Origin of the sequence: Citrobacter sp. S39 (genome assembly GCF_009495675.1) — a bacterium.
GTDB lineage: Bacteria > Pseudomonadota > Gammaproteobacteria > Enterobacterales > Enterobacteriaceae > Citrobacter > Citrobacter freundii.
Genome location: NZ_CP045555.1, coordinates 3,478,745 through 3,505,032 on the forward strand (window position 1 = coordinate 3,478,745; position 26,288 = coordinate 3,505,032).

Sequence of the window (26,288 nt, forward strand, 5' to 3'; positions counted from 1 at the left end):
GGGGCAACCCGCACTGTTCAGGATTGTTTGCATGACCCATTTTTCACAACGTGACAACTTTTCCACCGCAGCGCGTGTGCTCGGCGCGCTGTTTTACTATGCCCCAGACAGTGCCGAAGCTTCGGCACTGGTCAGTGCGTTAAGCAACGATGGTTGGCAGGCGCAGTGGCCGCTTGAAAAGACAACGCTTTCGCCGTTAGTTGCACAGTTTCAGGCTGAGGCCGATGAGTCTCTCCCGCAGGCCTGGCAACGTCTGTTTGTTGGCCCTTATGCGCTCCCTTCTCCGCCCTGGGGATCCGTCTGGCTGGATCGTGAAAACGTGTTGTTTGGCGACTCCACGCTGGCTCTGCGTCAGTGGATGCGGGACAACGGTATCCAGTTTGCTATGCAGCAAAATGAGCCAGAAGATCACTTTGGTTCACTACTGTTGCTGACGGCCTGGCTTGCTGAGAACGAACGCCACACCGAGTGCGAACAGCTGCTGGCCTGGCATCTGTTCCCATGGTCATCGCGCTTCCTTAATGTATTTATCGAAAAAGCCGATCACCCGTTCTACCAGGCGCTGGGTGAGCTGGCGCGTCTGACGCTGGCACAGTGGCAATCACAGTTACTGATCCCGGTAGCCGATAAGCCTTTGTTTCGTTAATTTCGTCACAGGCAGGATGCATACTGCCTGTGGTGCATCTTGTTGCGCACGCTGAGCTTTTGCTTCTGTTGTCAAATAGCCGCAAAATAAAACGTCTGAAACTTCCTCTCTGGCCACACATGCATCATTTACATGCTTATCCTGACCTGCGCGCCATGTTCCGCCGTCTGCTGATCGCCGCGTTGATTGGCGTCCTTGCTGCGCTGGCAGTCGCAGGATTTCGTCATGCCATGCTGCTTCTCGAATGGTTGTTTCTGAGCAATAACACGGGGAGTCTGGTCAACGCTGCGACAAACCTTTCGCCTTTAAGGCGTATGCTGACACCTGCACTCGGCGGTCTGGCGGCTGGATTACTGCTGTGGGGCTGGCAAAAATTTAACCGTTTACGCCCACAGGCTCCCACTGATTATATGGAAGCCCTACAAACCGACGGACAATTTGACGTCAGTGCAAGCCTGGTGAAATCGCTGGCCTCGTTACTGGTTGTCGCCAGCGGGAGCGCTATCGGACGCGAAGGTGCCATGATTTTACTGGCGGCGCTGGCGGCTTCCTGCTTTGCTCAACGCTTTACCCCACGTACAGAATGGAAGTTATGGATTGCCTGCGGCGCCGCAGCGGGTATGGCCGGAGCCTATCATGCCCCGCTGGCGGGCAGTTTATTTATTGCCGAAGTGTTGTTTGGCACGCTGATCCTCGCATCACTGGGACCGGTAGTGGTGTCCGCCGTAGTCGCATTACTCACCACCAATCTGCTTAGCGACAGCAATGCACTGCTGTATACCGTTCACCTGTCTCGGGAATTACATACTCTGGAATACGTTATGATTGTCAGCACCGGTCTGGCTGCTGGCATCTGCGGACCGCTCTTCATGTGGCTGATGACCGCCAGCCATAATGGTTTTTTGCGCTTAAAACTCTCGCCGCCGTGGCAACTGGCGCTTGGCGGGTTGATCGTTGGCCTGCTTTCATTGCTCACGCCTGCGGTCTGGGGTAATGGCTACAGCGTGGTGCAGTCATATTTACTTTCGCCACCGCTGCTGGCCGTAGTTAGCGGGATTTTTATCTGCAAATTACTGGCGGTGCTTGCCAGCAGTGGATCCGGTGCGCCAGGTGGCGTGTTTACGCCAACGCTGTTTGTCGGCTTGTCGGTGGGCATGCTGCTGGGTCAGGTATGGGGATTATGGCTTCCGGGCTCGGATGAAATTGCTATTTTGCTGGGCTTAACGGGGATGGCCACGCTGCTGGCGGCTACCACGCATGCACCAATAATGTCGACCTTGATGGTTTGTGAAATGACCGGGGAGTATCGCCTGCTCCCCGGATTACTGATTGCCTGTGTCCTGGCGTCGGTGCTGTCGCGTACGTTACGCCACGACTCTATCTACCGACAGCACGCTGCCGAGCATTGACAGACGGATGTACTGCGACAGCTCACGCTGCTCTGCACGAGGCAGATAAGGCAGTTCACCGATAAGCGGGGCAGGTAATTTTTTACCCAGCACATCAATGATTTCCGCATAATGCGCCAGCCCCGGGTTGATTCGGTTCGCGACCCAGCCAATCAGCGGCAGTCCGTCGCTGGCAATCGCCTGTGCGGTGAGGATAGCATGATTAATACAGCCTTCCTGGATACCCACCACCATCAGCACCGGCAGTTGTTCCTGCACCACCCATTCCGATAACGGACGCAGATCGTTCATCAAGCTCCGCCAGCCTCCGGTGCCTTCCACGACAACGTGATCGACTTTTTCGCTGAGGCTTGCGAGACCGTTGGATAACAGGGTGTAATTGACCGGACCACTATGCGCTACGCTACTTTCGTCTTCGCTGAGCGCAATCGGGTTGACCGCTTCGTAAGGCAGTTCGATAGTGGACACGCTTTGCAGCACCAGCGCATCTTTGTTGCGCAGACCTTCGGGCGTCTCTTTGCTGCCTTTGGCTACAGGTTTGTAACCCGCAACGCTTTTACCCCCTGACGCTAACGCTTGTAGTAATGCGCGGGAAACCACGGTCTTCCCAACAGAAGTGTCTGTACCTGTAATAAAGAAACGCTTCAGCATCACTAACTCCACCGTTATGCTTTGAAAATATAAGTCAGGAAAATAAAACAGTGGAGAAAGTCTAAGGTATGACGACCAGGATCAGCTTGAGATAGCGCAATTTTTCGTACAACAGTTAAAAAATGTTAACCCTGTAATAGACGAATCAACAAAGAACCGTTATACATCGCGTCCTTAACGAGCGCCGCCCCCGCCATCGTCCCCTGATTGGTAAACTGCGTACTTTCGACGACTATATGCTGACTGTAAGCCGGAAGTGCCTGCTGACGAATGCTGTCAGCGATGGTAGGGAACAAGATATCTGCCGCTTTACTGAGCGGAGACCCAATCAATATCTTTTGCGGGTTGAACAAATTCACCATGATGGCAAGAATTCTGCCGACGTGGGTCCCGACGCCGCTAATGATATCTTTCGCCAATAAATCACCCTGCATTGCCGCCAGACACAGTGCGTCTACCGTCAGCGGTTGTCCGTGTAAAGAAGAACTCATTGACTGCTTCAAGCGCACCTGCGCCAGTTCGAGCACGCTGTCGACGCTGGCGATCGTTTCCAGACAACCATGGTTACCGCAGTAGCAGCGTTTACCGTACGGATCCACCTGCGTATGGCCAATTTCCACCAGGCTACTGCTGCCTGCATGCAGTAAATGACCGTCAGTGATCACCCCGGCACCCACGTTATGATCGATCACCACCTGAATGACGTCGCGCGCACCACGCGATGCGCCGAAAAGCGCCTCAGCCATGGTCCAGGCGCTAATATCATGCTGAATATAGACTGGTACGCCAGTATGGTTCTCAAGCGCCTGGCCCAGCGGCATCTCTTTGACATCTTCGTAAAATGGCATGCGATGCACGATACCGTTTTCAGTATCAATAATGCCGGGTAAGGTGATGGCGATGGAGGTTAAGCGTTCCAGCTTTTGTTGATGGCGGATGAAAAACTGGTCGACCTGGGTAATAACACGTTCCAGAAGCGGTGTTTCACTGACCAGCTCCATTTCAAGACAATCTTCTACCACCAGTTTGCTGCTCAGATCGCGCAGTGCCAGAAAGATCTCGCCGCGACTGATACGGATGGATAAATAGTGCCAGGCTTCCGTTTCAACAACCAGCCCAACTGCCGGACGCCCACGGCTGCCCGCTTCCTTGATTTCCAGCTCTTGCACCAGGTGCGCTTCGAGCATTTCGCGGACAATTTTAGTAATACTGGCAGGCGCCAATTGCGCCAGGCGAGAGAGATCAATACGCGATACCGGACCCAGCTGATCAATCAGGCGATAAACCGCGCCAGCATTGGTCTGCTTAATTTGATCGATATGCCCAGGCTGACTATCAGCAACCACCACTTACTCCCTTTATTTTCGCGCTCCGAAATAATCTGCGGGCTATGGTGAAGCACTTCAATGGCTCCCGTCAACTTTTTACTTAGCCTTGTGATTTACTGCACATTTTCACTCATTTTTAAACTAAATTAATCGCCTGAACGGCCGCCAGCAGCTGCTCACGAAAACGTTGCGCGGCGTGACTTTGCTCATGATGCTTTGGCCACACTAACCACATTTCCGAGACAGCATCTTCTTCCGCTATCGGGATCCAACACATTTCATATAGCTGCACCCGTTTAAAAGAAGCAGGAAGTATAGAAACCCCTAATCCTGCAGCCACCAGCCCGATGATAGTCATCGCTTCGCCGACCTCCTGCGCAATCGTCGGTTTTAGTCCATAGCGACGCATCAGGCCAAGAATATCGTCATACAACCCTGTCCCTACATGGGGATCAAAAAAGACAAATGGCTCATTCGCCAGCTCGGCCAACGTGACCACGGGTTTTTGCGCCAACGGATGCGCGCGAGGGATCATCGCCATCAGTGGTTCATGCAGAATGATTTCACGCTCCAGCGTTTCCGGAAGCTGCGTATTGCGCAGAAGTCCCAAATCCAACGTCCCTTCATTGAGCGGGGCAATTTGCTCACGTGTGTTCATTTCGCGGGTTTGCATATGCACTGCAGGGTAGCTTTGGCGAAACAGAGATAACGTATCTGAAACGGCTTTGATAAACGGCGCCGACGACGTAAAGCCGATACGCAATTCCCCTGCTTCTCCCAAATGCAAACGCTCAGCCCTGGCGGCAGCTTCATTAACCAGTCCAAGGATCTGCCGACAGTCTGCCAGAAACTGCTTTCCAGCAGAGGTCAGCGCCACGCTACGGTTAGTTCGGGCAAGTAACCGGGCGCCAACCTGCTGTTCAAGGATCTGGATCTGCTGGCTTAGCGGCGGTTGCGAAATGTTTAATCGCGCTGCCGCCCGACCAAAATGCAACTCTTCGGCAACGGCCACAAAGTAACGTAAATGACGCAGTTCGATATTCATATTTTAAAAATATTATTTGAGATTATTAATATATTAGACAGAATATTGTGATTTTCATACTCTTAAGGCTGGTCCTGTAGACGTAATTGGATGAGCAAGGATTTCAAGTGAGCCGTACAACAACTGTCGATACCGCGCCAACAAGCGATGTTGATGAACAGATAGTTACCCCGCCGGATGGTTTTATCAAACGCGGAACATCCCCATTTATGCGTGTCACGCTGGCGCTGTTTTCCGCCGGACTGGCGACTTTTGCCCTCCTCTATTGCGTACAACCCATACTGCCTGTGCTTTCGCACGAGTTTGGAGTCTCTCCTGCCAGCAGTAGTATTTCGCTCTCCATTTCAACGGCGATGCTGGCGATAGGGTTACTGTTTACCGGTCCACTTTCAGATGCTATTGGCCGCAAGCCGGTGATGGTTACCGCGCTGCTGCTCGCCTCTTGTTGTACGCTCCTTTCAACAATGATGACCAGCTGGCACGGTATTTTAATCATGCGGGCGCTGATAGGACTTTCACTGAGCGGGGTCGCGGCGGTAGGGATGACCTATCTGAGTGAAGAGATTCATCCTAGTTTCGTCGCCTTCTCAATGGGCTTGTATATCAGCGGTAACTCGATTGGCGGTATGAGTGGTCGCTTGATCAGCGGCGTGTTTACCGACTTTTTTAACTGGCGTATCGCGCTGGCGGCGATCGGCTGTTTTGCCCTTGCCTCTGCGCTGATGTTCTGGAAAATCCTGCCGGAATCTCGTCATTTCAGACCAACGTCGCTGCGCCCGAAAACGTTGTTTATCAACTTCCGCTTGCACTGGCGCGACAGAGGCTTGCCGCTGCTGTTTGCGGAAGGTTTTTTACTGATGGGATCGTTTGTCACGCTGTTTAATTACATCGGCTACCGCCTGATGCTCTCTCCGTGGGAGCTCAGCCAGGCGGTTGTCGGTCTGTTATCTGTGGCGTATCTGACCGGGACCTGGAGTTCGCCAAAAGCAGGTTCTATGACCACTCGTTATGGCCGTGGCCCGGTAATGCTCTTTTCAACTGGCGTGATGCTGGTTGGACTGTTGATGACCCTGTTCACATCGCTATGGCTGATCTTCGCCGGGATGCTGCTCTTTTCAGCCGGTTTTTTTGCCGCGCACTCCGTAGCAAGCAGCTGGATTGGACCACGGGCAAAACGCGCTAAAGGCCAGGCTTCTTCCCTGTATCTGTTCAGCTATTATCTGGGATCCAGTATTGCCGGTACGCTCGGCGGCGTATTCTGGCACAGCTACGGCTGGAACGGCGTGGGCGGATTTATCGCCCTGATGCTGGTGCTGGCGTTGCTGGTCGGCGCACGTTTGCACCATCGTCTGCACGTATAATCCCCGATGCCCGGATTCCGGGCATCGCCTTTATGAATCAGGCAGTAACGTCTGGGCTCCCATTTGCAGAGCAATAACCGTCCCGTTCATCACTATATGCAGCATGATCGGCATCAACAGGCCGTTGCTTTTCAGTCTGGCGATGATCAAAACCTGCGACACAAGAAACAACATCAGCAACGTACGTAGATCCACATACTGCGTATGCATGATGGCAAAAATGACCGATACCACCACTGACGACAGCCAGGTTTTATTATTGAACCAGTACTGGAACGCGTTGAATAAACAGCCTCTGAAAACAATTTCTTCATAAACTGGCGCAATAAATATCAGAGTCAACGTAGATAACCACAATGCGTAACTACTTAAGGATATTTGGCTGGTCACCCACGCTTCGGTTTGTCTGAGACCCAAAATCAATGGCAGGATAAGCTGAATAAACAGCAGCGCCGCGAACAAAATGGTAAACCACCTGGCGTTGAAAATGCCTTTGCCCAGCCCCTCTCTTTTTCTGAAGAAGAAGTAATACAGCGGAACCAGCACAACAAATTCCAATGCAAACAACAGCGGGAAAAGTAGCCCTTTGGCAAGCAGGTCCTGACTCGCGGGGAAAAACAACGGGGTAAACGTGAGGCCAAACATCAGTAAAAACATTGAAAAGCAGCCAGCTACTGCTTTGGTCCTGGCGATATACAGGTTGTCGGCATCCTGTGACATACAATCTCCTTGCGCTCATCGAAGATAAGTTGATGAATTACCGACACATGATAAAAATTCTCATTATCACTGACAACCTACCAACTTTTACGCAATGCCCATTGGGGCAATGCCAAAACCCTCTTTACTCCGGAACTTCACCGTCAACTACTCAGGGGAGAATCCGCCAGCGGCAACGAAAAACGGAAGCAGGCCCCTGCCGTTGAGCTAACCAGGCTGATATCCCCTCCATGCAGCTCGAGCATTCTACGCACGATCAGTAAGCCCAAGCCGCCGCGCTCAGCCCTCTGCTCACGGGGAACTAACGCGGTCGGGCGCTGAAACAATACTTCTCGCACAGCTTCTTCTACCCCAGGCCCGCTGTCCTGCACTTCGGCTAATAAACGGTCTGCATCACGCCAGACTTTTAGCCGCACTTCACCTCCGTCAGGCGTATGACGGATAGCGTTATCCAGCAGATTCGTCACAACTCTTTCTATCATCGATAAATCGGCATTCACCAGCGGTAACGGCCCCATTACGTCAAGGTGCAACTGCAAATGACGCGTGGCAACAGGGAGATCAAATTTCTGTGCCACATCCTGGATCAATTCACCAATAGCAAAACGTTCACGCTGCGGTTTTATACCGCCATGCTCCAGTCTTGCCAGCTCAAACAGCTGTTGTGACAGATGACGAACTTTATGTCCCTGGCGCAGCGCGATACTAAGATAATGCCGGTTTTCCTCCGGCGTCATCGTATCGGCTTTCAGCGACAGCATTTCCAGATACCCCAGCAATGAAGTCAGCGGCGTGCGTAAATCGTGCGAAATATTGGCTATAAACTCTCTGCGCTGACGATCGCTGTCCGCTAATAGATCCCACTGCTGCGCAATTTTCTGCGCTAACTCGATAAACGCATTGTTCAGCAACGCAATTTCATTTGCCGGGGCCGGATCGGGATTTTTTTGCGCCAGCTGTTTGATGACGCTAATGCTGTCCTGTTCCAGTTTGACCACCTGCCCAGTCAACCTTTTCACTGGATTCGTCACCCATCGCCACACCAGAAAACCTGCAATTCCGCCGGCTAATAAAACCAGTATTAACGTCCAGGCCACTGTATTCCAGAGCGTTTTTTGCCAGGCGGTATTCGCCAACATATTCAGATCTTCGCCCTGCAGAATAATGTACAAATAGCCATGCAGCTCACCGTTATATAAAACCGGCGCGGCGCTGAATACCTTTTGCTGGCTGCTGCGCGGATCGTTGCCATATACGGGCAACGCATCTGAGTTAAGGAAATCCTGAATCGGCTGCACGCTAATTTTCTGCCGCTGGATATGCCCCGGCGGTGCGGCATCAGCGAGTATTTCACCTGATGGTGAAACCAGATACAGCTCCACGCTGGGGTTGAGCGTCATCAGGTGATTAAACAATCCTTTTAAGGTCTGGCGATTAACCTGCCCGCTGGCATCAATAAGCGACTCACTTTTGACAATCTTGCTCGCCAGCTCCAGCGAGAGCCTTTGCACCATCGCGTCGCCATATTGTTTGCTACTGCGAACCTGGACAGCACTGACGGCAACCGCACAAATCAGCATAATGGCGGTAAAGACCAGAGTCAGACGCTGGCTCAGCGACAGGCGATAAATCATGGCTGATGCTCCGCATTAACCGCAGCAAGCTTATAGCCTCGTCCCCAAACCGTGAGAATAATTTCCGGCTCCGCAGCATCCTTTTCAATTTTGGTCCGCAGACGATTAATATGACTGTTCACCGTATGCTCATACCCTTCATGCTGGTAGCCCCACACCTGATCTAACAGCGCCTGGCGCGAAAAGACCTCGCCTGGATGACGGGCGAAAAAATAGAGCAGATCGAATTCTCGCGGTGTCAAATCGAGGGATTTACCATGCAGCCGAACTTCCCGGGCTAAAGGGTCAATCTCTACGCCATGAACGGTGATAATCCCCGCCTCCATACGCAGGTTCTGACTCATCGCTTCCTGACGGCGAAACAACGCCTTCACCCGAGCCATCAACTCCAGCACCGAGAAAGGCTTGGCCAGATAATCATCGGCCCCCATTTCCAACCCCAATACACGGTGCGTTTCGCTGGTCCGGGCGCTGATAATAATAACGGGCAAATAAAAACTCATTTGGCGAATGCGACGACAAATCTCCAGCCCGTCGACACCTGGCAGCATCAAATCGAGGATAACGGCATCCCAAACGTGTTTCTCCAGTTGTTCAAGCGCTCGCGTGCCGTCCGCTTCATGAACTATCTCGTAACCCTCATCCTTCAGGCTAAGCTGCAAAAGTGAGGCAATATCGCTGTCATCTTCCACCAAAAATATCTTTTTCGCGCCTGCCATCAGTGTCATCCCCCTCTCGTCGTGCTGAAAGCTTACCTCAGGCAAGGGGCGGAAGTTATCACAAAATTTTTAACTTTTCGTGAGGATCCAGGGATACGCATACGCGCAGTATGTCGTTATAGACACACCAGGCATCAACAGGGAAACGTCGCTTTGTTTTCCTTAACATGAAAATAAAAAGGAAAAGTTATGCAGAAAAAACGTCCACTTCGGGAAGCTGATGTTACAGCCGAATCAGTTTTTTTTATGCAACGACGACAAATCCTCAAAGCACTTGGGATAGGCGCGGCGGCGGCCACGCTGTCTTCCCCTACACGGGCTAATTTGTTGGATTGGTTTAAAGGCAACGATCGTCCACCAGCACCCGCAGGCAAAGCGCTCGAATTTACAAAGCCCGAGCGCTGGCAAAACAGCCTGTCTCTGACGCCAGAAGACAAGGTGACGGGCTACAACAATTTCTATGAATTTGGTCTGGATAAAGCAGATCCTGCCGCCAATGCCGGTAGTCTGAAAACCGATCCCTGGACATTGACGATCAACGGAGAGGTCAACAAACCTTTAACCTTGGATCATGATGCGCTGACCACTCGCTTTCCGTTAGAAGAGCGTATTTACCGTATGCGTTGCGTTGAAGCATGGTCGATGGTTGTGCCGTGGATCGGATTTCCTTTGCATAAATTATTGGCGCTGGTTGAGCCAACCAGTCACGCCAAATACGTCGCCTTTGAAACTCGCTACGCCCCTGATGAAATGCCCGGCCAGAAAGATCGCTTCATTGGCGGTGGGTTAAAATATCCCTATGTTGAAGGTCTGCGTTTGGATGAAGCCATGCATCCGCTAACACTGCTGACCGTAGGCGTATATGGCAAAGCATTGCCGCCGCAAAATGGGGCGCCGATACGCTTGACCGTACCCTGGAAGTACGGCTTTAAGGGCATTAAATCGATAGTCAGTATTACGCTGACGCGTGAGCAGCCGCCGACGACCTGGAATATGTCAGCACCGAATGAATACGGTTTTTACGCCAACGTAAATCCGCAGGTCGATCACCCTCGTTGGTCTCAGGCTACTGAACGGTTTATCGGTTCGGGTGGCATTCTTGATGTACAGCGACAGCCCACGTTACCTTTTAATGGTTATGCCGATGAGGTGGCATCGTTATATCGGGGTATGGATCTTCGGGAGTATTTTTAGTGAGGTTGACCGCAAAACAGATAACCGGCCTGAAAGTGCTGCTGCATCTCGCCGGTTTTTTACCCCTGCTATGGCTCTTTTGGGCCGCGCAGCATGGCGGGTTGGGTGCCGACCCGGGAAAAGATATCCAGCACTTTACGGGCATTACCGCGCTAAAGTTTTTGCTTGCTACTCTGCTGATATCCCCGCTTGCACGCTATGCAAAGCAGCCTTTGTTGTTTCGTACCCGGCGGTTGTTAGGTTTATGGTGCTTTGCATGGGCCACACTGCATATGGCCAGCTATGCTCTGCTGGAACTGGGTATACAAAATCTGGGATTGTTGGGTCGTGAACTGGTTTCACGCCCATGGCTAACCCTGGGCATGACCGGTTGGACTATCTTATTCCTGTTGACGTTGACCTCCACGCAAGCCGCGCAGCGTAAAATGGGCAAACGCTGGCAAACATTGCACAACTACGTCTACCTGGCCGCCATTTTGCTACCGCTGCATTACCTGTGGTCGGTAAAAGTGTTATCACCGCTCCCTATTATCTACGCCATCTGTTTTGTGGTTCTGTTGGCTTTTCGCTATAAAAAACTTTTACGAAAAACCAGGTATAAAGGTGTGTTTATGAAAAGTGAGTGAATCACGGTAAACTTCTTAACCACACCTAAACAGAACGAGAACAAAAAATGAGTAACAATGATAATTACCATCAGCTCACCCGCACGTTCCAGCGGCTCTCTCGCTTCTCCCACCTCTCGGCAATCGCCAGTTGGGACATGTTTACCATGATGCCGTCAGGAGGAAGCAAAGCCCGCGGCGAAGCGCTGGCCGAGCTGAGCGTGCTTGAACACCAACTGTTAACCGATCCGAAAGTGGCAAGGTGGATCTCCGCAGCGCAACAGGAAGACCTCAACGATGTAGAACAGGCGAACCTGCGCGAAATGTCGCGACTGCATCACCAGGCATCCTTGTTGCCGGAATCGTTGGTAGAAGCAAAATCACTTGCGGGAAGCCGCTGCGAGCATGCCTGGCGTAGCCAGCGACCGGCAAATGACTGGGAAGGATTTTCCGAAAACCTGAAAGAGGTTGTGAAGTATAGCCGCGAAGAAGCCCGACTGCGCGCAGAAGCTAAAGGGTGTTCGCCGTATGACGCGTTACTGGACATTTTTGAACCGGGAATGACCTGCGCGCAGTTGGACAACCTTTTCGCGGACGTTAAAACCTGGCTTCCCGATCTGCTAAACAAGGTAGTGGCAAAGCAGTCTCAACAGTCGCTCATCGCCCCGGTAGGCCCCTTCCCAACAGCTGTACAGCGAGAGTTGGGTCTTGAAACAATGGCACAGCTAGGTTTCGACTTTACCGCTGGTCGGCTGGATATCAGTGCACATCCCTTCTGTGGCGGCGTACCAGAAGATGTTCGCATTACCACCCGCTATGATGAAAACGAATTGCTCAGTGCGCTGTTTGGCGTGATCCATGAAACCGGTCACGCCCGCTATGAGCAAAATCTTCCGCGTAACTGGTCAGGGCAACCTATCGCTCTGGCACGTTCCACCGCCATTCATGAGTCCCAGAGTCTGTTCTTTGAGATGCAACTGGGACGCAGTAAAGCCTTTCTGACACGGTTAATTCCTGCTGTAACGCGCTACTTTGGCGATCAGGCTGCATTTGAAGAAAGCAATTTCATCGCCTGGAACCAGCAGGTCAAACCCGGGTTTATCCGTGTTGATGCTGACGAGGTGAGCTATCCCGCTCACGTGATCCTGCGTTATGAAATCGAACGTGCGCTCATTAATGGCGATATTGAAGTGGATGATATCCCGGCATTGTGGAATGAGAAAATGCAGGCCTGGCTGGGGCTGTCAACGATCGGAAACTATCGTAACGGTTGTATGCAGGATATTCACTGGACCGACGGCGGCTTTGGCTACTTCCCTTCCTATACCTTGGGCGCTATGTATGCGGCGCAGTTGTTCAGTGCCGCTAACCGCGCATTACCTGATTTGAATCAGTCTATTGCGCAAGGTGAGTTTGGTCCCCTGTTTGACTGGTTACGTCAGAACATCTGGCAGCATGGCAGCCGTTTCACCACTGAACAGCTTATTACCCAGGCCACCGGAGAGCCGCTTAGCAGCCGTTATTTCCGCACCCACCTGGAAGCCCGCTATTTGTAATCTCATACCGTGAGTCATTGTACATATCGTTACACGCCGATACCAATGACTCACGGAAGCCCTGTGATTACAGCGATATAGTTATTTCAACGGCCCCGCAGTGGGGTTGAATGAAAAACCAAATCGAGGGTATGAGAATGAAAAAAGTATTAGCTCTGGTTGTTGCCGCTGCTATGGGTCTGTCTTCTGCTGCATTTGCTGCTGAAACAACTGCTACAACCGCTCCGGCTGCTGCAGCAACCACTAAAGCTGCGCCGGCAAAAACCACGCATCATAAAAAACAGCACAAAGCAGCGCCGCAGAAAGCACAGGCTGCCAAGAAACACGCTAAAAAATCCACCACAAAACCGGCTGTAGAACAGAAAGCACCAGAGCAGAAAGCTCAGGCTGCTAAAAAACACACCAAAAAAGCGGCAACCAAACCAGCTGCAGAACAAAAAGCGCCAGAGCAGAAAGCTCAGGCCGCTAAAAAACACACCAAAAAAGCAGTAAAACACGACACTGCTAAACCAGCAGCTCAACCTGCAGCATAACGCATTTGTAGTCACTATGGCGTCCCCCACGCCATAGCATACGGCGCTAGATCGACCTGATGTAGCGCCGCCTTTCGGAGGGTAAAATGGTGTCACATTACCGCTTTGAGTTAATTCTTATTACGCTGATAATTTGCGCCATCATCGCCATGCGTTTTTATCTTGCCTGAATGTAGTTATCTGATTTTACTCCCACTTTCACGTCGTCCCGTCTATAGTATTAACTGAGGGTTTGCTGTTAATAATCATAATTCCCCACCAGAGCGTGATATGCATAAAACCATTGCTGTATTACTGGGTTCACTTTGTTTACTTCCTGTCGTTGCGCATGCGGACCAGCCTGCAACGGACAGCGCCGAAGCAGAAAATATAAAAACGCTGTTTTTTGGTCATGACGATCGCATAAAGGTGACTGACCCTACACAATCGCCGTGGGACGCTATCGGGCAACTGGAAACCGCCAGCGGTAACCTGTGTACCGCCACGCTCATTTCGCCACATCTGGCCCTGACGGCCGGACACTGTTTACTCACCCCCCCGAAAGGTAAGCCGGACAAAGCCGTCGCATTGCGCTTCGTGTCTAAAAAGGGTCTCTGGCGCTATGAAATCCACGACATTGAAGGCCGGGTTGCGCCCTCACTTGCCAAACGTTTAAAAGCCGATGGTGATGGCTGGATAGTGCCGCCTGCCGCAGCCCCGTGGGATTTTGGTCTGGTGGTGCTGCGTAATCCGCCGTCTGGCATCACACCGCTGCCACTGTTTGATGGCGACAAGGACGCGTTAACCGCGGCGCTAAAAACTGCAGATCGTAAAGTCACGCAGTCGGGCTATCCTGAAGATCATCTGGACGACCTGTACACACATCAGGATTGTGTGGTGACCGGCTGGGCGCAGAATACCGTCTTGTCACACCAGTGCGACACGCTCCCGGGCGACAGCGGTTCGCCATTGATGTTGCAGACAGAGTCTGGCTGGCAGTTGATTGGTGTGCAAAGCTCCGCTCCAGCAGCCAAAGATCGCTGGCGGGCAGATAATCGCGCCATATCCGTGACCGGTTTTCGCGAGAAGCTGGAAGCGTTAGCGCAGGAATAACACATGCTGCCCGCATTAACGGGCAGCATGGATATCAGGCAAGTTTTATCATTATCATTCCGGCCAGCAGCAGTATCACGCCGATCCAGCCCTTATTATTCAGACGCTGACCAAACAGCACCCAACCTGCCGCTAACGTCGCGGCAATACCGAATCCGCCCCACAAGGCGTAGGCAACAGAAAGGTCAATACCTTTTACCGCCTGCGACAGCGCGCTAAAGGCTGCTAACACGGCAGCTAACGACAGCACGCCATAAATCTTGCGGCGAAAACCATCGGAAAATTTCAAAAAGACGTTAGCGACGATTTCCAGCACGATGGCCATACCCAGCCAGGCACCGTGAACCCATTCAAACTGTTGCATGGGTCACCTCTTTGCCCGGTTTAACAGGCTTGCGGGTGCCGGATTTAATCAGCACAATGCCGACCACCAGTGAAGCCAGTCCTGCCACCTTCAATGTGGACAAGGTTTCGTCAAATAACAGCACGCTAAACAGCGTAATAAATAAAATACCGATCCCTTCCCACAGGGCATAGGCCACACCAAGGGCAATTTTTTTAACGGCAAAACTGAGAAAAATATACGATAAGGCGATCATTACCAGCATTAAAATAAAGCCCGAATTACCATGGCCGACGCTTGCCCATTTCATTGAAAGCGTACCAGTAATTTCAGCCGCGATGGCCAGACCTAATAATATCCAGTAAAACATGATGCTTCTCCTGCTTGAGAATATAGTCCTTTGGGCCTACTGCATACAGTAAACCAAAAAATAAAATTAGTTAGCTCAGCGCACAGCGCCAGCTCAGGCAGAAGAAGGGACTAAAGCGCGTTGCGCCAGTGTTGCTCACCCGCAAGCAAGAAAGTGGAAGAGGTACGAAGAAGTGAAGGTAAACGCAAAAACATCCTGAACATATTGTCCATAATATTACAATTATCCGCAGTGTTGCTTCTCATCATCGCGGATGATAATTGTCCTCGGTAGTTAAACACAGATGATTTGTATCATAGCTTCAATACGAACTCAAAGTCTTTTCACTTCTTTACCTGCCCCGTTTGATTTTTGTTATAACGGCTCGACGCAAATCACACTATTATTCAGATTCAAAAATCAAAAACGCAGGAATACATATGGCGAAACCGATCATCACGCTTAACGGTCTAAAAATAGTCATTATGCTGGGCATGCTGGTTATCATTCTGAGCGGCATTCGCTTTGCCGCAGATATCATCGTCCCCTTTATTCTGGCGTTATTTATAGCCGTTGTGCTGAACCCCGTGGTGCAGCGGATGGTCAAGCTTCGCATACCGCGCGTATTTGCGGTGTCATTGCTCATCGTTATTATTGTAATGCTAATGGTACTGCTGTTAGCGTATTTAGGCACATCCTTAAATGAGCTTGCGCGTACGCTACCGCAATATCGCTCTTCACTGGTTATTCCACTAAAAAATCTTGAACCATGGTTACAACGCGCAGGGATCGGCGTTTCCGTGGATGAGCTCGTCAAATATATCGATCCAAACGCGGCAATGACGCTGGTGACCAATTTGCTGGCGCAGCTTTCGAATGCTATGTCATCGATCTTTCTACTGCTACTGACGGTAGTTTTTATGCTGCTGGAAGTACCGCAACTGCCCAACAAACTAAAACAAATGATGAGTCGCCCCATTGAAGGTATGGCGGCGATTCAACGCGCCATCGACAGCGTCTCTCACTATCTGGTGCTTAAAACGGCAATCAGCATTGTGACCGGGTTGGTCGCCTGGGGCATGCTTGCTGCATTGGATGTGCGCTTTGCCTTTGTCTGGGGATTACTGGCCTTCGCCCTGAACTACATCCCTAATATCGGTTCGGTATTGGCGGCCATTCCCCCTATTGCTCAGGTGCTGGTATTTAGCGGCCTTTACGATGCGCTGGTGGTTCTGGCAGGCTATCTGGTCATCAACCTGGTATTCGGGAATATCCTCGAGCCGCGGATCATGGGGCGTGGACTTGGACTGTCTACGCTGGTGGTTTTTTTGTCGTTAATCTTCTGGGGCTGGCTGCTCGGCCCTGTTGGGATGCTGCTTTCTGTTCCGCTAACCATCATTGTGAAAATCGCGCTAGAGCAAACCAATGGCGGTCAAAGCATTGCAGTGTTACTGAGCGATCTCAACAAAGAGTAAAATGCAAAACGGCCTCCGCAGAGGCCGTCTTAGTTTTCACTGACGATTACAACGCTTTCAGAATCGCATCCACGCTGGCTTTGGCATCGCCAAACAGCATATGGGTGTTTTCTTTAAAGAACAGTGGGTTCTGCACACCAGCATAGCCCGTGTTCATCGAACGTTTGAACACGATGACGTTCTGCGCTTTCCATACTTCAAGCACCGGCATACCGGCGATCGGGCTGTTCGGGTCATCCTGCGCCGCCGGGTTTACCGTATCGTTGGCACCAATCACCAGCACGGTATCGGTATCGGCGAAATCATCGTTGATCTCGTCCATTTCCAGCACGATGTCATAAGGGACTTTGGCTTCCGCCAGCAGTACGTTCATATGACCGGGCAAACGCCCTGCTACCGGGTGAATACCGAAGCGCACTTTGATGCCGCGTGCGCGCAGTTTCTCGGTGATTTCCGCGACCGGATACTGTGCCTGAGCCACTGCCATGCCGTAGCCCGGGGTGATGATCACGGAGTGCGAGTTCTTCAGCATTTCTGCTGTGTCTTCCGCAGTAATCTCACGGTGTTCACCGACTTCTTCTTCTGATCCGGTAGAAGAACCGTCAGAACCAAAGCCACCTGCAATAACGCTGAAAAATGAACGGTTCATCGCCTTACACATAATGTAAGACAGGATCGCACCAGAAGAACCGACCAGCGCACCGGTAACGATCAGCAGATCGTTGCTCAGCATAAAGCCCGCCGCCGCCGCCGCCCATCCTGAATAGGAGTTGAGCATTGAAACGACCACCGGCATATCCGCACCACCGATGGAGGCCACCAGATGCCAGCCAAAAGCCAGTGCAATTATGGTCATCACCAGCAGCGCCAGAACCTGCAGGCCCACGCTTTCGGTACGGACAAACACCACCAGCAGCAGGAAAGAAACAACCAGCGCCGCCAGATTCATTTTGTGACGATTCGGCAGCATCAGCGGTTTAGAGGAGATCTTGCCGCGCAGTTTGCCAAAGGCCACCACAGAACCGGTAAAGGTTACCGCACCGATGAAGATACCCAGGAACACTTCCGTCAGGTGAATGTTCACCAGAATCGGCTCCAGGCCCGTGTCGTGATACAGGTAGCTGTTGAAGCCCACCAGTACCGCTGCCAGACCAACGAAGCTGTGCAGAATTGCCACCAGCTCCGGCATCTCGGTCATCTCAACTTTCTTCGCCAGACGAATACCAATCGCGCCGCCGATGATCATCGCCACCAGGATCCACGCAACATTGCCGGTATCCGGGCCAAAAATCGTGGCAATCAGCGCAATCGCCATCCCGGCGATACCGTAGTTGTTACCCTGCTGAGAGGTTTCGTGTTTCGAAAGCCCCGCCAGACTAAAAATAAACAGGATAGCGGCAACAATGTATGCAGCTGTAACTAATCCTCCAGACATATGTTACCCCTTAGTTTTTCCGGAACATTTTCAGCATGCGCTGAGTCACGGTGAAGCCACCGAAAATATTAATGCTGGCAATAAGCACCGCGATAAAGCTCAGGAAACTCACCCAGCCACCCTGGCCAATTTGCAATAACGCCCCAACCACGATAATCCCTGAGATGGCGTTAGTCACAGACATCAACGGAGTATGCAACGCATGTGACACATTCCAGACCACGTAGTAACCCACCACGCAGGAAAGCGCGAACACCGTAAAGTGACCAAGGAACTCTTTCGGCGCAACGTCGGCGAGCCAGCCAAACAAAATCACCACCAGCGCCATCAGTGCATATTTGCGCCACGGAGAGACAGGTTTTTTCTCTTCTTTCGGTGCAGGTGCGGCTTTTGGCGCAGCCTGCGGCTGAGCAGAAACCTGGATAGGTGGCGCAGGCCAGGTGATTTCACCCTCGCGAACCACCGTGACACCGCGAACAACCACGTCGTCAAAATCGACGGTGATATTGCCGTCTTTCTCTTTGCACAACAGTTTGAGCAGGTTGACGAGGTTGGTGCCGTAAAGCTGGGAAGATTGCGTTGGCAAACGGCCAGGCAGGTCGGTATAGCCGATAACCTTCACCCCGTTCTCGGTGGTTGTCACCTGATTAGGCACGGTATATTCGCAGTTACCGCCGTTTTGCGCGGCAAGATCGACAATTACGCTGCCCGCTTTCATCGAATCGACCATTTCACGGGTGATCAGTTTCGGGGCCGGTTTGCCCGGGATCAGCGCAGTGGTAACGATAATGTCGACGTCTTTCGCCTGTGCAGCGAAGAGTTCCATTTCGGCTTTGATGAACGCCTCGGACATCACTTTGGCATAACCATCACCGCTGCCCGCTTCTTCTTTAAAGTCCAGTTCAAGGAACTCGGCGCCCATACTCTGCACTTGTTCCTTCACTTCCGGACGGGTATCAAAAGCACGCACGATAGCGCCCAGGCTGTTTGCCGCACCGATCGCCGCAAGACCTGCCACACCCGCACCAATCACCATGACCTTGGCAGGTGGAACCTTGCCTGCGGCGGTGATCTGGCCGGTGAAGAAGCGACCGAATTCATGTGCAGCTTCAACAATAGCGCGATACCCGGCGATGTTCGCCATTGAGCTCAAAGCATCCAGCGACTGTGCGCGCGAAATACGCGGCACGGAGTCCATCGCCATAACTGTCACGTTTCGCTCTGCAAGCTTTTGCAACAGTTCAGGGTTTTGCGCGGGCCAAAGAAAACTCACCAGCGTCGTGCCCGGATTGAGTAACGGAATTTCCGCCTCCTCCGGCGCATTGACCTTCAGGATGATCTCTGACTGCCAGACTGCATTTCCATCAACAATTTCTGCGCCTGCTTGTACAAACGCCTTATCGTCAAAACTCGCCAGTTGACCTGCACCGCTTTCAACCGCGACGCTGAAACCTAACTTAAGCAGCTGCTCAACCGTCTTCGGCGTGGCTGCAACGCGGGTTTCATTGGTTAACCGTTCTCTTGGTATGCCAATTCGCATAATGTTCCCTTCCATCTGTAATTATGATGATGGTTTATCAATGTTCGCACGAGGCATGCGCGCACTCTCGAGAGAGGTCAGTGTTACCTCAATAAAATAAAACAGTAACAAACTCTGTATAACCTACTGAAAATGACGCCTGTGATCTAGCGCCAAAAAACAGTATTTATTATGAAATTCGCAAAATAGAGATTAATCGAACCTCAGACAGATAAAATGCCCTAAAAATAGCCCACAAAGGCTGATAATTCGCTTAAGCGAAGCGGCAAAACATGATTACGTACCTGCCAAAAACAATTAATTAACATTAAATTAACTTATGAAATTCAACTTCTTTATCAGTTTTGGTCACCAAACGCCGAATTTTTCGTCATATCACTAAATGTTATCGATGTTGTTAAGCCAGGTGGCACGATGAGTGAAAAATGACGCAGACACTGACGCAATTTAAATGCAATAATCAGCGACGTTTCTAGTCAATAACAATACCAGTACCTGGTTTGCGCAAGGCGAAGGATTATTTTTATGAAGCTTAAGAACACTCTCCTGGCGTCCGCACTTATTTCTGCGACTGCTTTTTCTGTCAATGCAGCGACAGAATTGACGCCGGAGCAAGCGGCTGCCCTGAAACCCTATGACCGCATTGTGGTCACCGGTCGTTTTAATGCTATCGGTGATGCAGTTGCTGCCGTATCACGCCGTGCAGATAAAGACGGTGCAGCCTCCTTTTATGTTGTTGATACTTCAGATTTTGGCAGCGGCGGTAACTGGCGCGTTGTTGCCGACGTCTATAAAGCTGACGCTGAAAAAGCGGAAGCGTCAAAAAACCGTATCATTAACGGCGTTATGGAATTGCCTAAAGATCAGGCCGTTCTGATTGAACCTTACGATACCGTTACGGTACAGGGTTTCTACCGTAGCCAGCCTGAAGTAAACGATGCAATCACCAAAGCTGCGAGAGAGAAAGGTGCGTATTCCTTCTATATCGTGCGCCAGGTCGATGCCAACCAGGGCGGCAACCAGCGTATTACCGCATTCATCTACAAAGCTGATGCGAAAAAACGCGTCGTGCAAAGCCCTGATGCAATCCCAGCAGATTCTGATGCCGGACGCGCCGCATTAGCAGCAGGTGGCGAAGCCGCGAAGAAAGTTGAGATCCCAGGCGTTGCGACTACCGCTTCTCCGAGTGCTGAAGTCGGTCGCTTCTTCGAAACGCAATCCACCAAAGGCGGACGTTACACTGTCACGCTACCGGATGGAACCAAAGTTGAAGAACTGAACAAAGCGACCGCCGCCATGATGGTACCGTTCGACAGCATCAAGTTCACCGGTAACTACGGCAACATGACGGAAGTTTCTTATCAGGTAGCAAAACGCGCTGCGAAAAAAGGCGCGAAGTATTATCACATCACCCGCCAGTGGTCAGAACGTGGTAACAACGTGACGATCAGCGCCGATCTGTATAAGTAATACCCAATGTATTATCAGGTCTACAGTTCTTGTAGACCTGATAATTTCGCGCAGTTCTGTTCCCAGACAAAACAAAAACAGCAGTATTAAGACGACTTTTCACACTATTAGTCACAAATCTCTCTATCCCCATTGCATGCGTTCTCTTCTCTCCGTAAAATCCCGCGCCTTAGTGGCTTTCACCATTTTTATGCGGTTTGCCAAAATAATTATTCTCTCACTCTCGTTTTTGTAACTGGATACAAATGGAAAAGAAATTGGGTCTGAGCGCACTGACCGCGCTGGTTTTAAGCTCAATGCTCGGCGCTGGCGTTTTCAGCCTGCCACAAAACATGGCGGCAGTAGCCAGCCCGGCTGCATTACTGATTGGTTGGGCGATTACCGGTGCGGGTATTCTTTTGCTCGCCTTTGCCATGCTGATCCTGACGCGTATCCGTCCTGAACTGGATGGCGGTATTTTTACCTATGCGCGTGAAGGTTTTGGCGAGCTGATTGGCTTCTGCTCCGCGTGGGGATACTGGCTGTGTGCCGTTATCGCCAACGTTTCGTATCTGGTCATTGTCTTCTCTGCACTCAGCTTCTTTACCGACACGCCTGAGTTACGTCTGTTTGGCGACGGTAATACCTGGCAGTCGATTGTGGGCGCATCGATGCTGCTGTGGATCGTACACTTCCTTGTGCTGCGCGGTGTGCAAACGGCAGCCAGTATTAACCTGGTCGCGACGCTGGCGAAATTACTACCGCTGGGTCTGTTTATCGTGCTGGCGTTCATGCTGTTTAAGCTCGACACCTTTACTCTCGATTTTACCGGCGTAGCATTGGGCGTTCCCGTCTGGGAGCAGGTCAAAAACACCATGCTCATCACCTTGTGGGTATTCATCGGTGTGGAAGGCGCGGTGGTGGTTTCTGCCCGTGCCAGAAACAAACGCGATGTCGGACGCGCCACGCTGCTGGCGGTACTTGCCGCACTGGGCGTTTACCTGCTGGTCACCCTGTTGTCTCTGGGCGTTGTCGCACGTCCCGAACTGGCGGAGATCCGTAACCCGTCAATGGCCGGTCTGATGGTTAAAATGATGGGATCATGGGGCGAAATTATTATTGCCGCAGGTCTGATTGTTTCCGTGTGTGGTGCCTATCTAAGCTGGACGATTATGGCGGCGGAAGTGCCGTTCCTCGCCTCCACGCACAAAGCGTTTCCGCGCATTTTTGCGCGACAGAACGCGCAAGGCGCGCCATCGGCGTCGCTATGGCTGACCAACATCTGCGTACAGGTCTGCCTGGTGCTGATCTGGCTTACTGGTTCCGACTACAATACGTTATTGACTATCGCCTCAGAGATGATTCTGGTGCCCTATTTGCTGGTCGGCGCATTTCTGTTAAAAATTGCTACCCATCCGATTCATAAGGCTGTCGGTATCGGGGCGAGTATTTATGGCATATGGTTATTGTATGCGTCAGGTCCGATGCACCTGCTGCTGTCCGTAGTGCTGTATGCGCCAGGACTGCTGGTTTTCCTTTATGCCCGTAAAACGCACGCGCATGAAAACGTATTAAAACGCCAGGAGATTGCGCTGATCGGCCTGCTGCTTGTTGCTGCTGTGCCGGCTACCTGGATGCTGATGGGGTAACGTTATACCCATCGTTCGCGACATATGGAGATTACGATGGGTAAAAAAAACCCTTTGCCAATTCTTATCACCGGAGGTGGTCGTCGTATCGGCCTCGCCGTCGCATGGCACTTTCTGAACCAAAAACAGCCAGTTATCGTCAGCTACCGTACGCACTATCCTGCCATTGACGGCCTGCGAGAAGCGGGCGCGATTTGTATCCCTGCTGACTTTTCCACGGATAAAGGCGTGCTGGCCTTTGCTGATGAGGTCAAAGCTCAGACAGATGGCTTGCGTGCTATTGTGCATAATGCCAGTGCCTGGCTTGCAGAAAAGCCTGGTACACCGCTGACCGATGTGCTGTCAGCCATGATGCAGATTCATGTCAATACGCCCTACCTGCTCAACCACGCACTAGAAGGGTTGCTACGCGGTCATGGACACGCGGCCAGCGATATAATCCATTTTACTGATTATGTTGTGGAGCGCGGCAGCGACAAGCACATTGCTTATGCTGCCAGCAAAGCGGCGCTGGATAATATGACCCGCTCGTTCGCACGCAAACTGGCACCGGAAGTGAAAGTGAACGCGATTGCCCCTTCACTTATCCTGTTTAACGAGGGTGATGATGCAGAGTATCGCCAGCAGGCACTGAACAAATCACTGATGAAAACCGCACCAGGTGAAAAAGAAGTCATTGATTTAATTGACTATCTGTTAACCAGCTGTTTTGTCACCGGACGTAGTTTTGCCCTTGATGGCGGGCGTCATCTGCGTTAGTGCAGTTTGATCCAACAAAAGATCAGCAACCACGCGCTCAGGCCCCAGCACACCACTGATCCGCCGAGCGCAACGGGTAAGCGCATAAATCCGGTGAAATACCACAGTGAAACGAGGTAGACAAAATAGGGAATAATCGACCACATGCTGAATATGATGGTTGTACGTAACGCCTCGATCCCGCGTTCACTGGCCACGATATAGTGGGCAATCAACGCAAACGTCGGGAATAACGGAATTAATCCGGCAATGTAGTAATTCTTTGTTTTCGCCAGCAAGCCAATCAACACCACCACCAGCGCACCGAGCGCCGCTTTTATAACGAGTCCCATCACTCTGCCTTAACACATCAATAACATCAGCCCCTAGCATAACGGAAGCGTTCTTGTTTAGAAAAGATTAATGGAAGGAAAAACCAGGGCGGTGTATGTTGGCGTTTTATATTCAAAAATTAATGATATGAACACCATCGTATTTGTTGAAGATGATCCCGAAGTTGGCTCACTGATTGCAGCCTATTTGGCCCGGCATGATATTGAGGTTATCCTTGAACCTCGTGGTGATTTGGCCGAGGAGAAAATCCTGCACGTTCAACCCGATCTGGTGTTATTAGATATCATGCTGCCGGGCAAAGACGGGATGACTATCTGCCGAGATTTACGCGGACGCTGGCAAGGCCCGATTGTCCTGCTCACCTCGCTGGACAGCGACATGAACCATATCCTGGCACTGGAAATGGGCGCCTGTGACTATATTCTGAAAACCACGCCGCCAGCGGTGCTGCTGGCTCGCCTGCGTCTGCACCTGCGTCAGAATGAGCACTCTGCCCAGTCTAAAGGCATTCAATCGGCGACCATCACACCGCACACAACGCTGCGCTTCGGCACACTCACTATCGACCCAACCAACCGCTCCGTGCTGCTCGGCGGCGAGCAAGTTTCTCTTTCCACCGCTGATTTTGAATTACTGTGGGAGTTGGCAACCCATGCCGGGCAGATTATGGACCGCGATGCGTTGCTTAAGAACCTACGTGGCGTAAGCTATGACGGCATGGATCGCAGCGTAGATGTCGCGATTTCCCGGTTACGCAAAAAACTGCTCGATAATGCGACTGAACCTTATCGAATCAAAACAGTGCGCAACAAAGGTTATCTCTTTGCACCTCACGCCTGGGACGACGAGCCACAGAAGTAATGCCACCGGGCCGATCTCATTGATCGGTTGGATTATTCACAATACGTTACACTGTCACTTAAAATCGTCTACAGAACAAGCATACAAACGCCATCCGACGCCGTTCCACACTTTTTGTGTGGCTGTTACCCTCCCCCCTCCCTATAATCCGTCGCGGTCCTGAACCCGTATGGTTCATCATTTTTTTTCGCACTAACAAAACTCTTTCCGGCATTTCAGGTGCTGAATGAGGCAAGAGGCTACAATATGTTCGTTTCGCTCGCGTATATCGCGTTCTTTTTGGTTTGTTCATGGGCAATTTTCAGAATCAACCAAAAAAGTCACTCTCTTTCAAAAAGCGTCTTCATCGCTATTTTTACGGGTGCCGTTATCGGTTTATCCCTGCATCTCATTGCTGCTGACGAAAGAAAAACAGTTATCGACTGGTACAATGTTATCGGCAACGGCTATGTGAATTTACTGAAGCTGGTTGCGGTACCGCTGATTTTCATCTCTATTCTCTCAGCCATTAATAAGCTCGAAAACAGCGCAGGCATTGGGAAAATGTCGTTAACCATCGTCGGATGCATGCTCTGTCTGGTAATGATTGCCGGTTTTATTGGGCTGTTGACTGCGTATGTATTAGGCCTTGACGCCAGTGCGTTTGTTCATATGCAGTCCACGCTGACGGCAGACGATGTAAATAAAACAGCCGCCATTTCACTGCCTAAACTGGTGACATCTCTGATCCCCACGAATATCTTCCTCGATCTAACAGGGGCCAGAAGCGTTTCCGTCATTGGCATTGTTATCTTCACCCTACTTGCCGGCGTGGCATTATTAAAGGTCAAACAGGACGCCCCGCAAGAAGGTGAAAAATTAAGTGCTGGCATTAACGCTATCCAGATTTGGGTGATGAAAATGGTGCGTATCGTCATTGCTCTCACCCCTTATGGTGTGATGGCATTAATGGCAGGCGTATTTTCCGCGTATCGATTTGAACAATTTGCCAGTCTGTTAGGCTTTATTGCTGCCTGTTACCTTGCGATTCTGATGATGTTTATCGTCCACGCACTGATACTGGTTCTGAGCGGTAATAATCCCGTTCACTATTTTAAAACTGTCTGGCCAGTTTTAACCTTTGCATTTGTTTCACGCAGCAGTGCAGCATCTATTCCACTGGCTATTTCCGCACAAGAAAAATTTGGCGTGCAAAACACCATTGCCAATATTGCGGCTTCATTCGGCTCCAGCATGGGTCAAAATGGCTGTGCCGGGATCTATCCGGCTATTATGGTGGCGATGATTGCTCCAACAATTGGGATTGATCCGCTATCAGTACATTTTTTGCTCGCCATGCTACCTGCGATTGCGCTGGGTTCTATTGGGGTGGCGGGTGTAGGCGGTGGCGGAACATTTGCTGCGCTGATCGTCCTTTCAACACTGAACTTCCCGGTCGCGCTGGTGGGGATTTTCATTGCTATCGAGCCTGTCGTCGATATGGCCAGAACGGCATTAAACGTGAACGGTTCGATGATGTCTGGCGTGCTGGCTAACAGGCTCCTGAAAAAGAGTGCTGAAAAACCACAACCCGTGAACGCGAATTAGTCAGTCCTAAAAAGA

Annotated in this window: 25 protein-coding genes; 14 read left to right on the forward strand and 11 right to left on the reverse strand. The window is 51.2% G+C overall.

Going from position 1 to position 26,288, the window contains the following annotated elements; genetic code table 11:
* The first annotated feature begins 31 nt into the window (after positions 1-31).
* On the forward strand, positions 32-646 hold the full coding sequence (gene dmsD, locus GFB57_RS16555) for a Tat proofreading chaperone DmsD (protein WP_003028918.1): 615 nt from the start codon (positions 32-34) through the stop codon (positions 644-646).
* Positions 647-765: 119 nt separating this feature from the next.
* Entirely contained in the window at positions 766-2,055 is a 1,290-nt protein-coding gene (gene clcB, locus GFB57_RS16560) for a voltage-gated ClC-type chloride channel ClcB (protein ID WP_032933007.1), read from the forward strand.
* Here the strand turns inward: clcB and bioD are convergent.
* From bioD to GFB57_RS16575, 3 genes are all read right to left on the reverse strand, one after another.
* Complete coding sequence (gene bioD, locus GFB57_RS16565; protein WP_003028922.1) at positions 2,011-2,706, reverse strand: dethiobiotin synthase; 696 nt, start codon at positions 2,704-2,706, stop codon at positions 2,011-2,013. The genes clcB and bioD overlap by 45 nt on opposite strands.
* 125 nt (positions 2,707-2,831) lie before the next feature.
* Positions 2,832-4,052: a sugar metabolism global transcriptional regulator Mlc gene (gene mlc, locus GFB57_RS16570; protein WP_003028923.1), complete on the reverse strand. Its 1,221-nt coding sequence runs from the start codon at positions 4,050-4,052 to the stop codon at positions 2,832-2,834.
* 118 nt (positions 4,053-4,170) lie between these two features.
* Positions 4,171-5,079 (reverse strand): LysR family transcriptional regulator, encoded by a 909-nt coding sequence (locus GFB57_RS16575; RefSeq protein WP_003028924.1) that lies wholly within the window; start codon positions 5,077-5,079, stop codon positions 4,171-4,173.
* A 107-nt stretch (positions 5,080-5,186) separates the two neighbouring features.
* Here GFB57_RS16575 and GFB57_RS16580 point away from each other — a divergent pair, with 107 nt between their 5' ends.
* Positions 5,187-6,440 (forward strand): MFS transporter, encoded by a 1,254-nt coding sequence (locus tag GFB57_RS16580; RefSeq protein ID WP_003028925.1) that lies wholly within the window; start codon positions 5,187-5,189, stop codon positions 6,438-6,440.
* Between the two features lie 30 nt (positions 6,441-6,470).
* On the opposite strand, the gene GFB57_RS16585 is transcribed toward GFB57_RS16580, so the two are convergent.
* The 3 genes from GFB57_RS16585 to GFB57_RS16595 form a co-directional block, all read right to left on the reverse strand.
* Complete coding sequence (locus GFB57_RS16585) at positions 6,471-7,160, reverse strand: type II CAAX endopeptidase family protein (protein WP_003028926.1); 690 nt, start codon at positions 7,158-7,160, stop codon at positions 6,471-6,473.
* A 143-nt stretch (positions 7,161-7,303) separates the two neighbouring features.
* Positions 7,304-8,794, reverse strand: coding sequence for an ATP-binding protein (locus GFB57_RS16590; RefSeq protein ID WP_003028927.1), 1,491 nt, complete (start codon positions 8,792-8,794; stop codon positions 7,304-7,306).
* Entirely contained in the window at positions 8,791-9,513 is a 723-nt protein-coding gene (locus tag GFB57_RS16595; RefSeq protein ID WP_003028928.1) for a response regulator transcription factor, read from the reverse strand. The genes GFB57_RS16590 and GFB57_RS16595 overlap by 4 nt, the downstream gene beginning before the upstream one ends.
* Positions 9,514-9,702: 189 nt before the next feature.
* Between GFB57_RS16595 and msrP the strand changes: the two genes are divergently transcribed.
* From msrP to GFB57_RS16620, 5 genes are all read left to right on the forward strand, one after another.
* Positions 9,703-10,707, forward strand: a complete 1,005-nt coding sequence (msrP, locus tag GFB57_RS16600; RefSeq protein WP_003028929.1) for a protein-methionine-sulfoxide reductase catalytic subunit MsrP — start codon at positions 9,703-9,705, stop codon at positions 10,705-10,707.
* On the forward strand, positions 10,707-11,333 hold the full coding sequence (msrQ, locus tag GFB57_RS16605; RefSeq protein ID WP_003028930.1) for a protein-methionine-sulfoxide reductase heme-binding subunit MsrQ: 627 nt from the start codon (positions 10,707-10,709) through the stop codon (positions 11,331-11,333). The genes msrP and msrQ overlap by 1 nt, the downstream gene beginning before the upstream one ends.
* 47 nt (positions 11,334-11,380) lie before the next feature.
* On the forward strand, positions 11,381-12,868 hold the full coding sequence (locus tag GFB57_RS16610) for a carboxypeptidase M32 (RefSeq protein ID WP_003028932.1): 1,488 nt from the start codon (positions 11,381-11,383) through the stop codon (positions 12,866-12,868).
* 137 nt (positions 12,869-13,005) lie between these two features.
* Entirely contained in the window at positions 13,006-13,401 is a 396-nt protein-coding gene (asr, locus tag GFB57_RS16615; protein ID WP_003028934.1) for an acid resistance repetitive basic protein Asr, read from the forward strand.
* Between the two features lie 270 nt (positions 13,402-13,671).
* Entirely contained in the window at positions 13,672-14,493 is an 822-nt protein-coding gene (locus GFB57_RS16620; protein ID WP_003028938.1) for a serine protease, read from the forward strand.
* A 34-nt stretch (positions 14,494-14,527) separates the two neighbouring features.
* Here GFB57_RS16620 and mdtI read toward each other — a convergent pair whose 3' ends face one another.
* Positions 14,528-14,857 carry a multidrug/spermidine efflux SMR transporter subunit MdtI gene (mdtI, locus tag GFB57_RS16625; RefSeq protein WP_003028939.1) on the reverse strand — a complete coding sequence of 110 codons (330 nt, stop codon included), beginning with the start codon at positions 14,855-14,857 and terminating at the stop codon, positions 14,528-14,530.
* A complete protein-coding gene (mdtJ, locus tag GFB57_RS16630; protein WP_161799268.1) occupies positions 14,844-15,209 on the reverse strand; it encodes a multidrug/spermidine efflux SMR transporter subunit MdtJ in 366 nt (121 codons plus the stop codon). Before mdtJ ends, mdtI begins: the two co-directional genes overlap by 14 nt.
* A 416-nt stretch (positions 15,210-15,625) precedes the next feature.
* Here mdtJ and GFB57_RS16635 point away from each other — a divergent pair, with 416 nt between their 5' ends.
* On the forward strand, positions 15,626-16,660 hold the full coding sequence (locus GFB57_RS16635; protein ID WP_003028941.1) for an AI-2E family transporter: 1,035 nt from the start codon (positions 15,626-15,628) through the stop codon (positions 16,658-16,660).
* A 46-nt stretch (positions 16,661-16,706) separates the two neighbouring features.
* Here the strand turns inward: GFB57_RS16635 and pntB are convergent, their stop codons facing one another.
* Together pntB and pntA are read right to left on the reverse strand one after the other, a co-directional pair.
* The gene (pntB, locus tag GFB57_RS16640; protein WP_003028943.1) at positions 16,707-18,095 is read right to left on the reverse strand and encodes a Re/Si-specific NAD(P)(+) transhydrogenase subunit beta; all 1,389 of its coding nucleotides are present in this window, start codon (positions 18,093-18,095) and stop codon (positions 16,707-16,709) included.
* Positions 18,096-18,105: 10 nt separating this feature from the next.
* Positions 18,106-19,635 carry a Re/Si-specific NAD(P)(+) transhydrogenase subunit alpha gene (gene pntA, locus GFB57_RS16645; protein ID WP_003028945.1) on the reverse strand — a complete coding sequence of 510 codons (1,530 nt, stop codon included), beginning with the start codon at positions 19,633-19,635 and terminating at the stop codon, positions 18,106-18,108.
* A 525-nt stretch (positions 19,636-20,160) separates the two neighbouring features.
* Here pntA and ydgH point away from each other — a divergent pair.
* From ydgH to folM, 3 genes are all read left to right on the forward strand, one after another.
* Positions 20,161-21,105: a DUF1471 family protein YdgH gene (gene ydgH, locus GFB57_RS16650; protein WP_003028946.1), complete on the forward strand. Its 945-nt coding sequence runs from the start codon at positions 20,161-20,163 to the stop codon at positions 21,103-21,105.
* 245 nt (positions 21,106-21,350) lie between these two features.
* Entirely contained in the window at positions 21,351-22,733 is a 1,383-nt protein-coding gene (locus tag GFB57_RS16655; protein WP_003028947.1) for an amino acid permease, read from the forward strand.
* A gap of 36 nt (positions 22,734-22,769) precedes the next feature.
* On the forward strand, positions 22,770-23,492 hold the full coding sequence (gene folM / locus GFB57_RS16660) for a dihydromonapterin reductase (RefSeq protein WP_003028949.1): 723 nt from the start codon (positions 22,770-22,772) through the stop codon (positions 23,490-23,492).
* On the opposite strand, the gene GFB57_RS16665 is transcribed toward folM, so the two are convergent.
* Positions 23,489-23,824, reverse strand: a complete 336-nt coding sequence (locus tag GFB57_RS16665) for a GlpM family protein (protein WP_003028950.1) — start codon at positions 23,822-23,824, stop codon at positions 23,489-23,491. The two genes, folM and GFB57_RS16665, sit on opposite strands and share 4 nt — an antisense overlap.
* 127 nt (positions 23,825-23,951) lie before the next feature.
* Between GFB57_RS16665 and rstA the strand changes: the two genes are divergently transcribed.
* Together rstA and GFB57_RS16675 are read left to right on the forward strand one after the other, a co-directional pair.
* Complete coding sequence (rstA, locus tag GFB57_RS16670; RefSeq protein ID WP_003028952.1) at positions 23,952-24,686, forward strand: two-component system response regulator RstA; 735 nt, start codon at positions 23,952-23,954, stop codon at positions 24,684-24,686.
* A 246-nt stretch (positions 24,687-24,932) separates the two neighbouring features.
* Positions 24,933-26,273 carry an L-cystine transporter gene (locus GFB57_RS16675; RefSeq protein WP_003028953.1) on the forward strand — a complete coding sequence of 447 codons (1,341 nt, stop codon included), beginning with the start codon at positions 24,933-24,935 and terminating at the stop codon, positions 26,271-26,273.
* The last annotated feature ends 15 nt before the right edge of the window (positions 26,274-26,288 follow it).

Coding starts and splice junctions, on each gene's coding strand:
- dmsD (WP_003028918.1), top strand. CDS start 32: ATGACCCATTTTTCACAACGTGACAACTTTTCCACCGCAGCGCGTGTG.
- clcB (WP_032933007.1), top strand. CDS start 766: ATGCATCATTTACATGCTTATCCTGACCTGCGCGCCATGTTCCGCCGT.
- bioD (WP_003028922.1), bottom strand. CDS start 2,706: ATGCTGAAGCGTTTCTTTATTACAGGTACAGACACTTCTGTTGGGAAG.
- GFB57_RS16575 (WP_003028924.1), bottom strand. CDS start 5,079: ATGAATATCGAACTGCGTCATTTACGTTACTTTGTGGCCGTTGCCGAA.
- GFB57_RS16585 (WP_003028926.1), bottom strand. CDS start 7,160: ATGTCACAGGATGCCGACAACCTGTATATCGCCAGGACCAAAGCAGTA.
- GFB57_RS16590 (WP_003028927.1), bottom strand. CDS start 8,794: ATGATTTATCGCCTGTCGCTGAGCCAGCGTCTGACTCTGGTCTTTACC.
- GFB57_RS16595 (WP_003028928.1), bottom strand. CDS start 9,513: ATGGCAGGCGCGAAAAAGATATTTTTGGTGGAAGATGACAGCGATATT.
- msrP (WP_003028929.1), top strand. CDS start 9,703: ATGCAGAAAAAACGTCCACTTCGGGAAGCTGATGTTACAGCCGAATCA.
- GFB57_RS16610 (WP_003028932.1), top strand. CDS start 11,381: ATGAGTAACAATGATAATTACCATCAGCTCACCCGCACGTTCCAGCGG.
- asr (WP_003028934.1), top strand. CDS start 13,006: ATGAAAAAAGTATTAGCTCTGGTTGTTGCCGCTGCTATGGGTCTGTCT.
- GFB57_RS16620 (WP_003028938.1), top strand. CDS start 13,672: ATGCATAAAACCATTGCTGTATTACTGGGTTCACTTTGTTTACTTCCT.
- mdtI (WP_003028939.1), bottom strand. CDS start 14,857: ATGCAACAGTTTGAATGGGTTCACGGTGCCTGGCTGGGTATGGCCATC.
- GFB57_RS16635 (WP_003028941.1), top strand. CDS start 15,626: ATGGCGAAACCGATCATCACGCTTAACGGTCTAAAAATAGTCATTATG.
- pntB (WP_003028943.1), bottom strand. CDS start 18,095: ATGTCTGGAGGATTAGTTACAGCTGCATACATTGTTGCCGCTATCCTG.
- pntA (WP_003028945.1), bottom strand. CDS start 19,635: ATGCGAATTGGCATACCAAGAGAACGGTTAACCAATGAAACCCGCGTT.
- ydgH (WP_003028946.1), top strand. CDS start 20,161: ATGAAGCTTAAGAACACTCTCCTGGCGTCCGCACTTATTTCTGCGACT.
- GFB57_RS16655 (WP_003028947.1), top strand. CDS start 21,351: ATGGAAAAGAAATTGGGTCTGAGCGCACTGACCGCGCTGGTTTTAAGC.
- folM (WP_003028949.1), top strand. CDS start 22,770: ATGGGTAAAAAAAACCCTTTGCCAATTCTTATCACCGGAGGTGGTCGT.
- GFB57_RS16665 (WP_003028950.1), bottom strand. CDS start 23,824: ATGGGACTCGTTATAAAAGCGGCGCTCGGTGCGCTGGTGGTGGTGTTG.
- rstA (WP_003028952.1), top strand. CDS start 23,952: ATGAACACCATCGTATTTGTTGAAGATGATCCCGAAGTTGGCTCACTG.
- GFB57_RS16675 (WP_003028953.1), top strand. CDS start 24,933: ATGTTCGTTTCGCTCGCGTATATCGCGTTCTTTTTGGTTTGTTCATGG.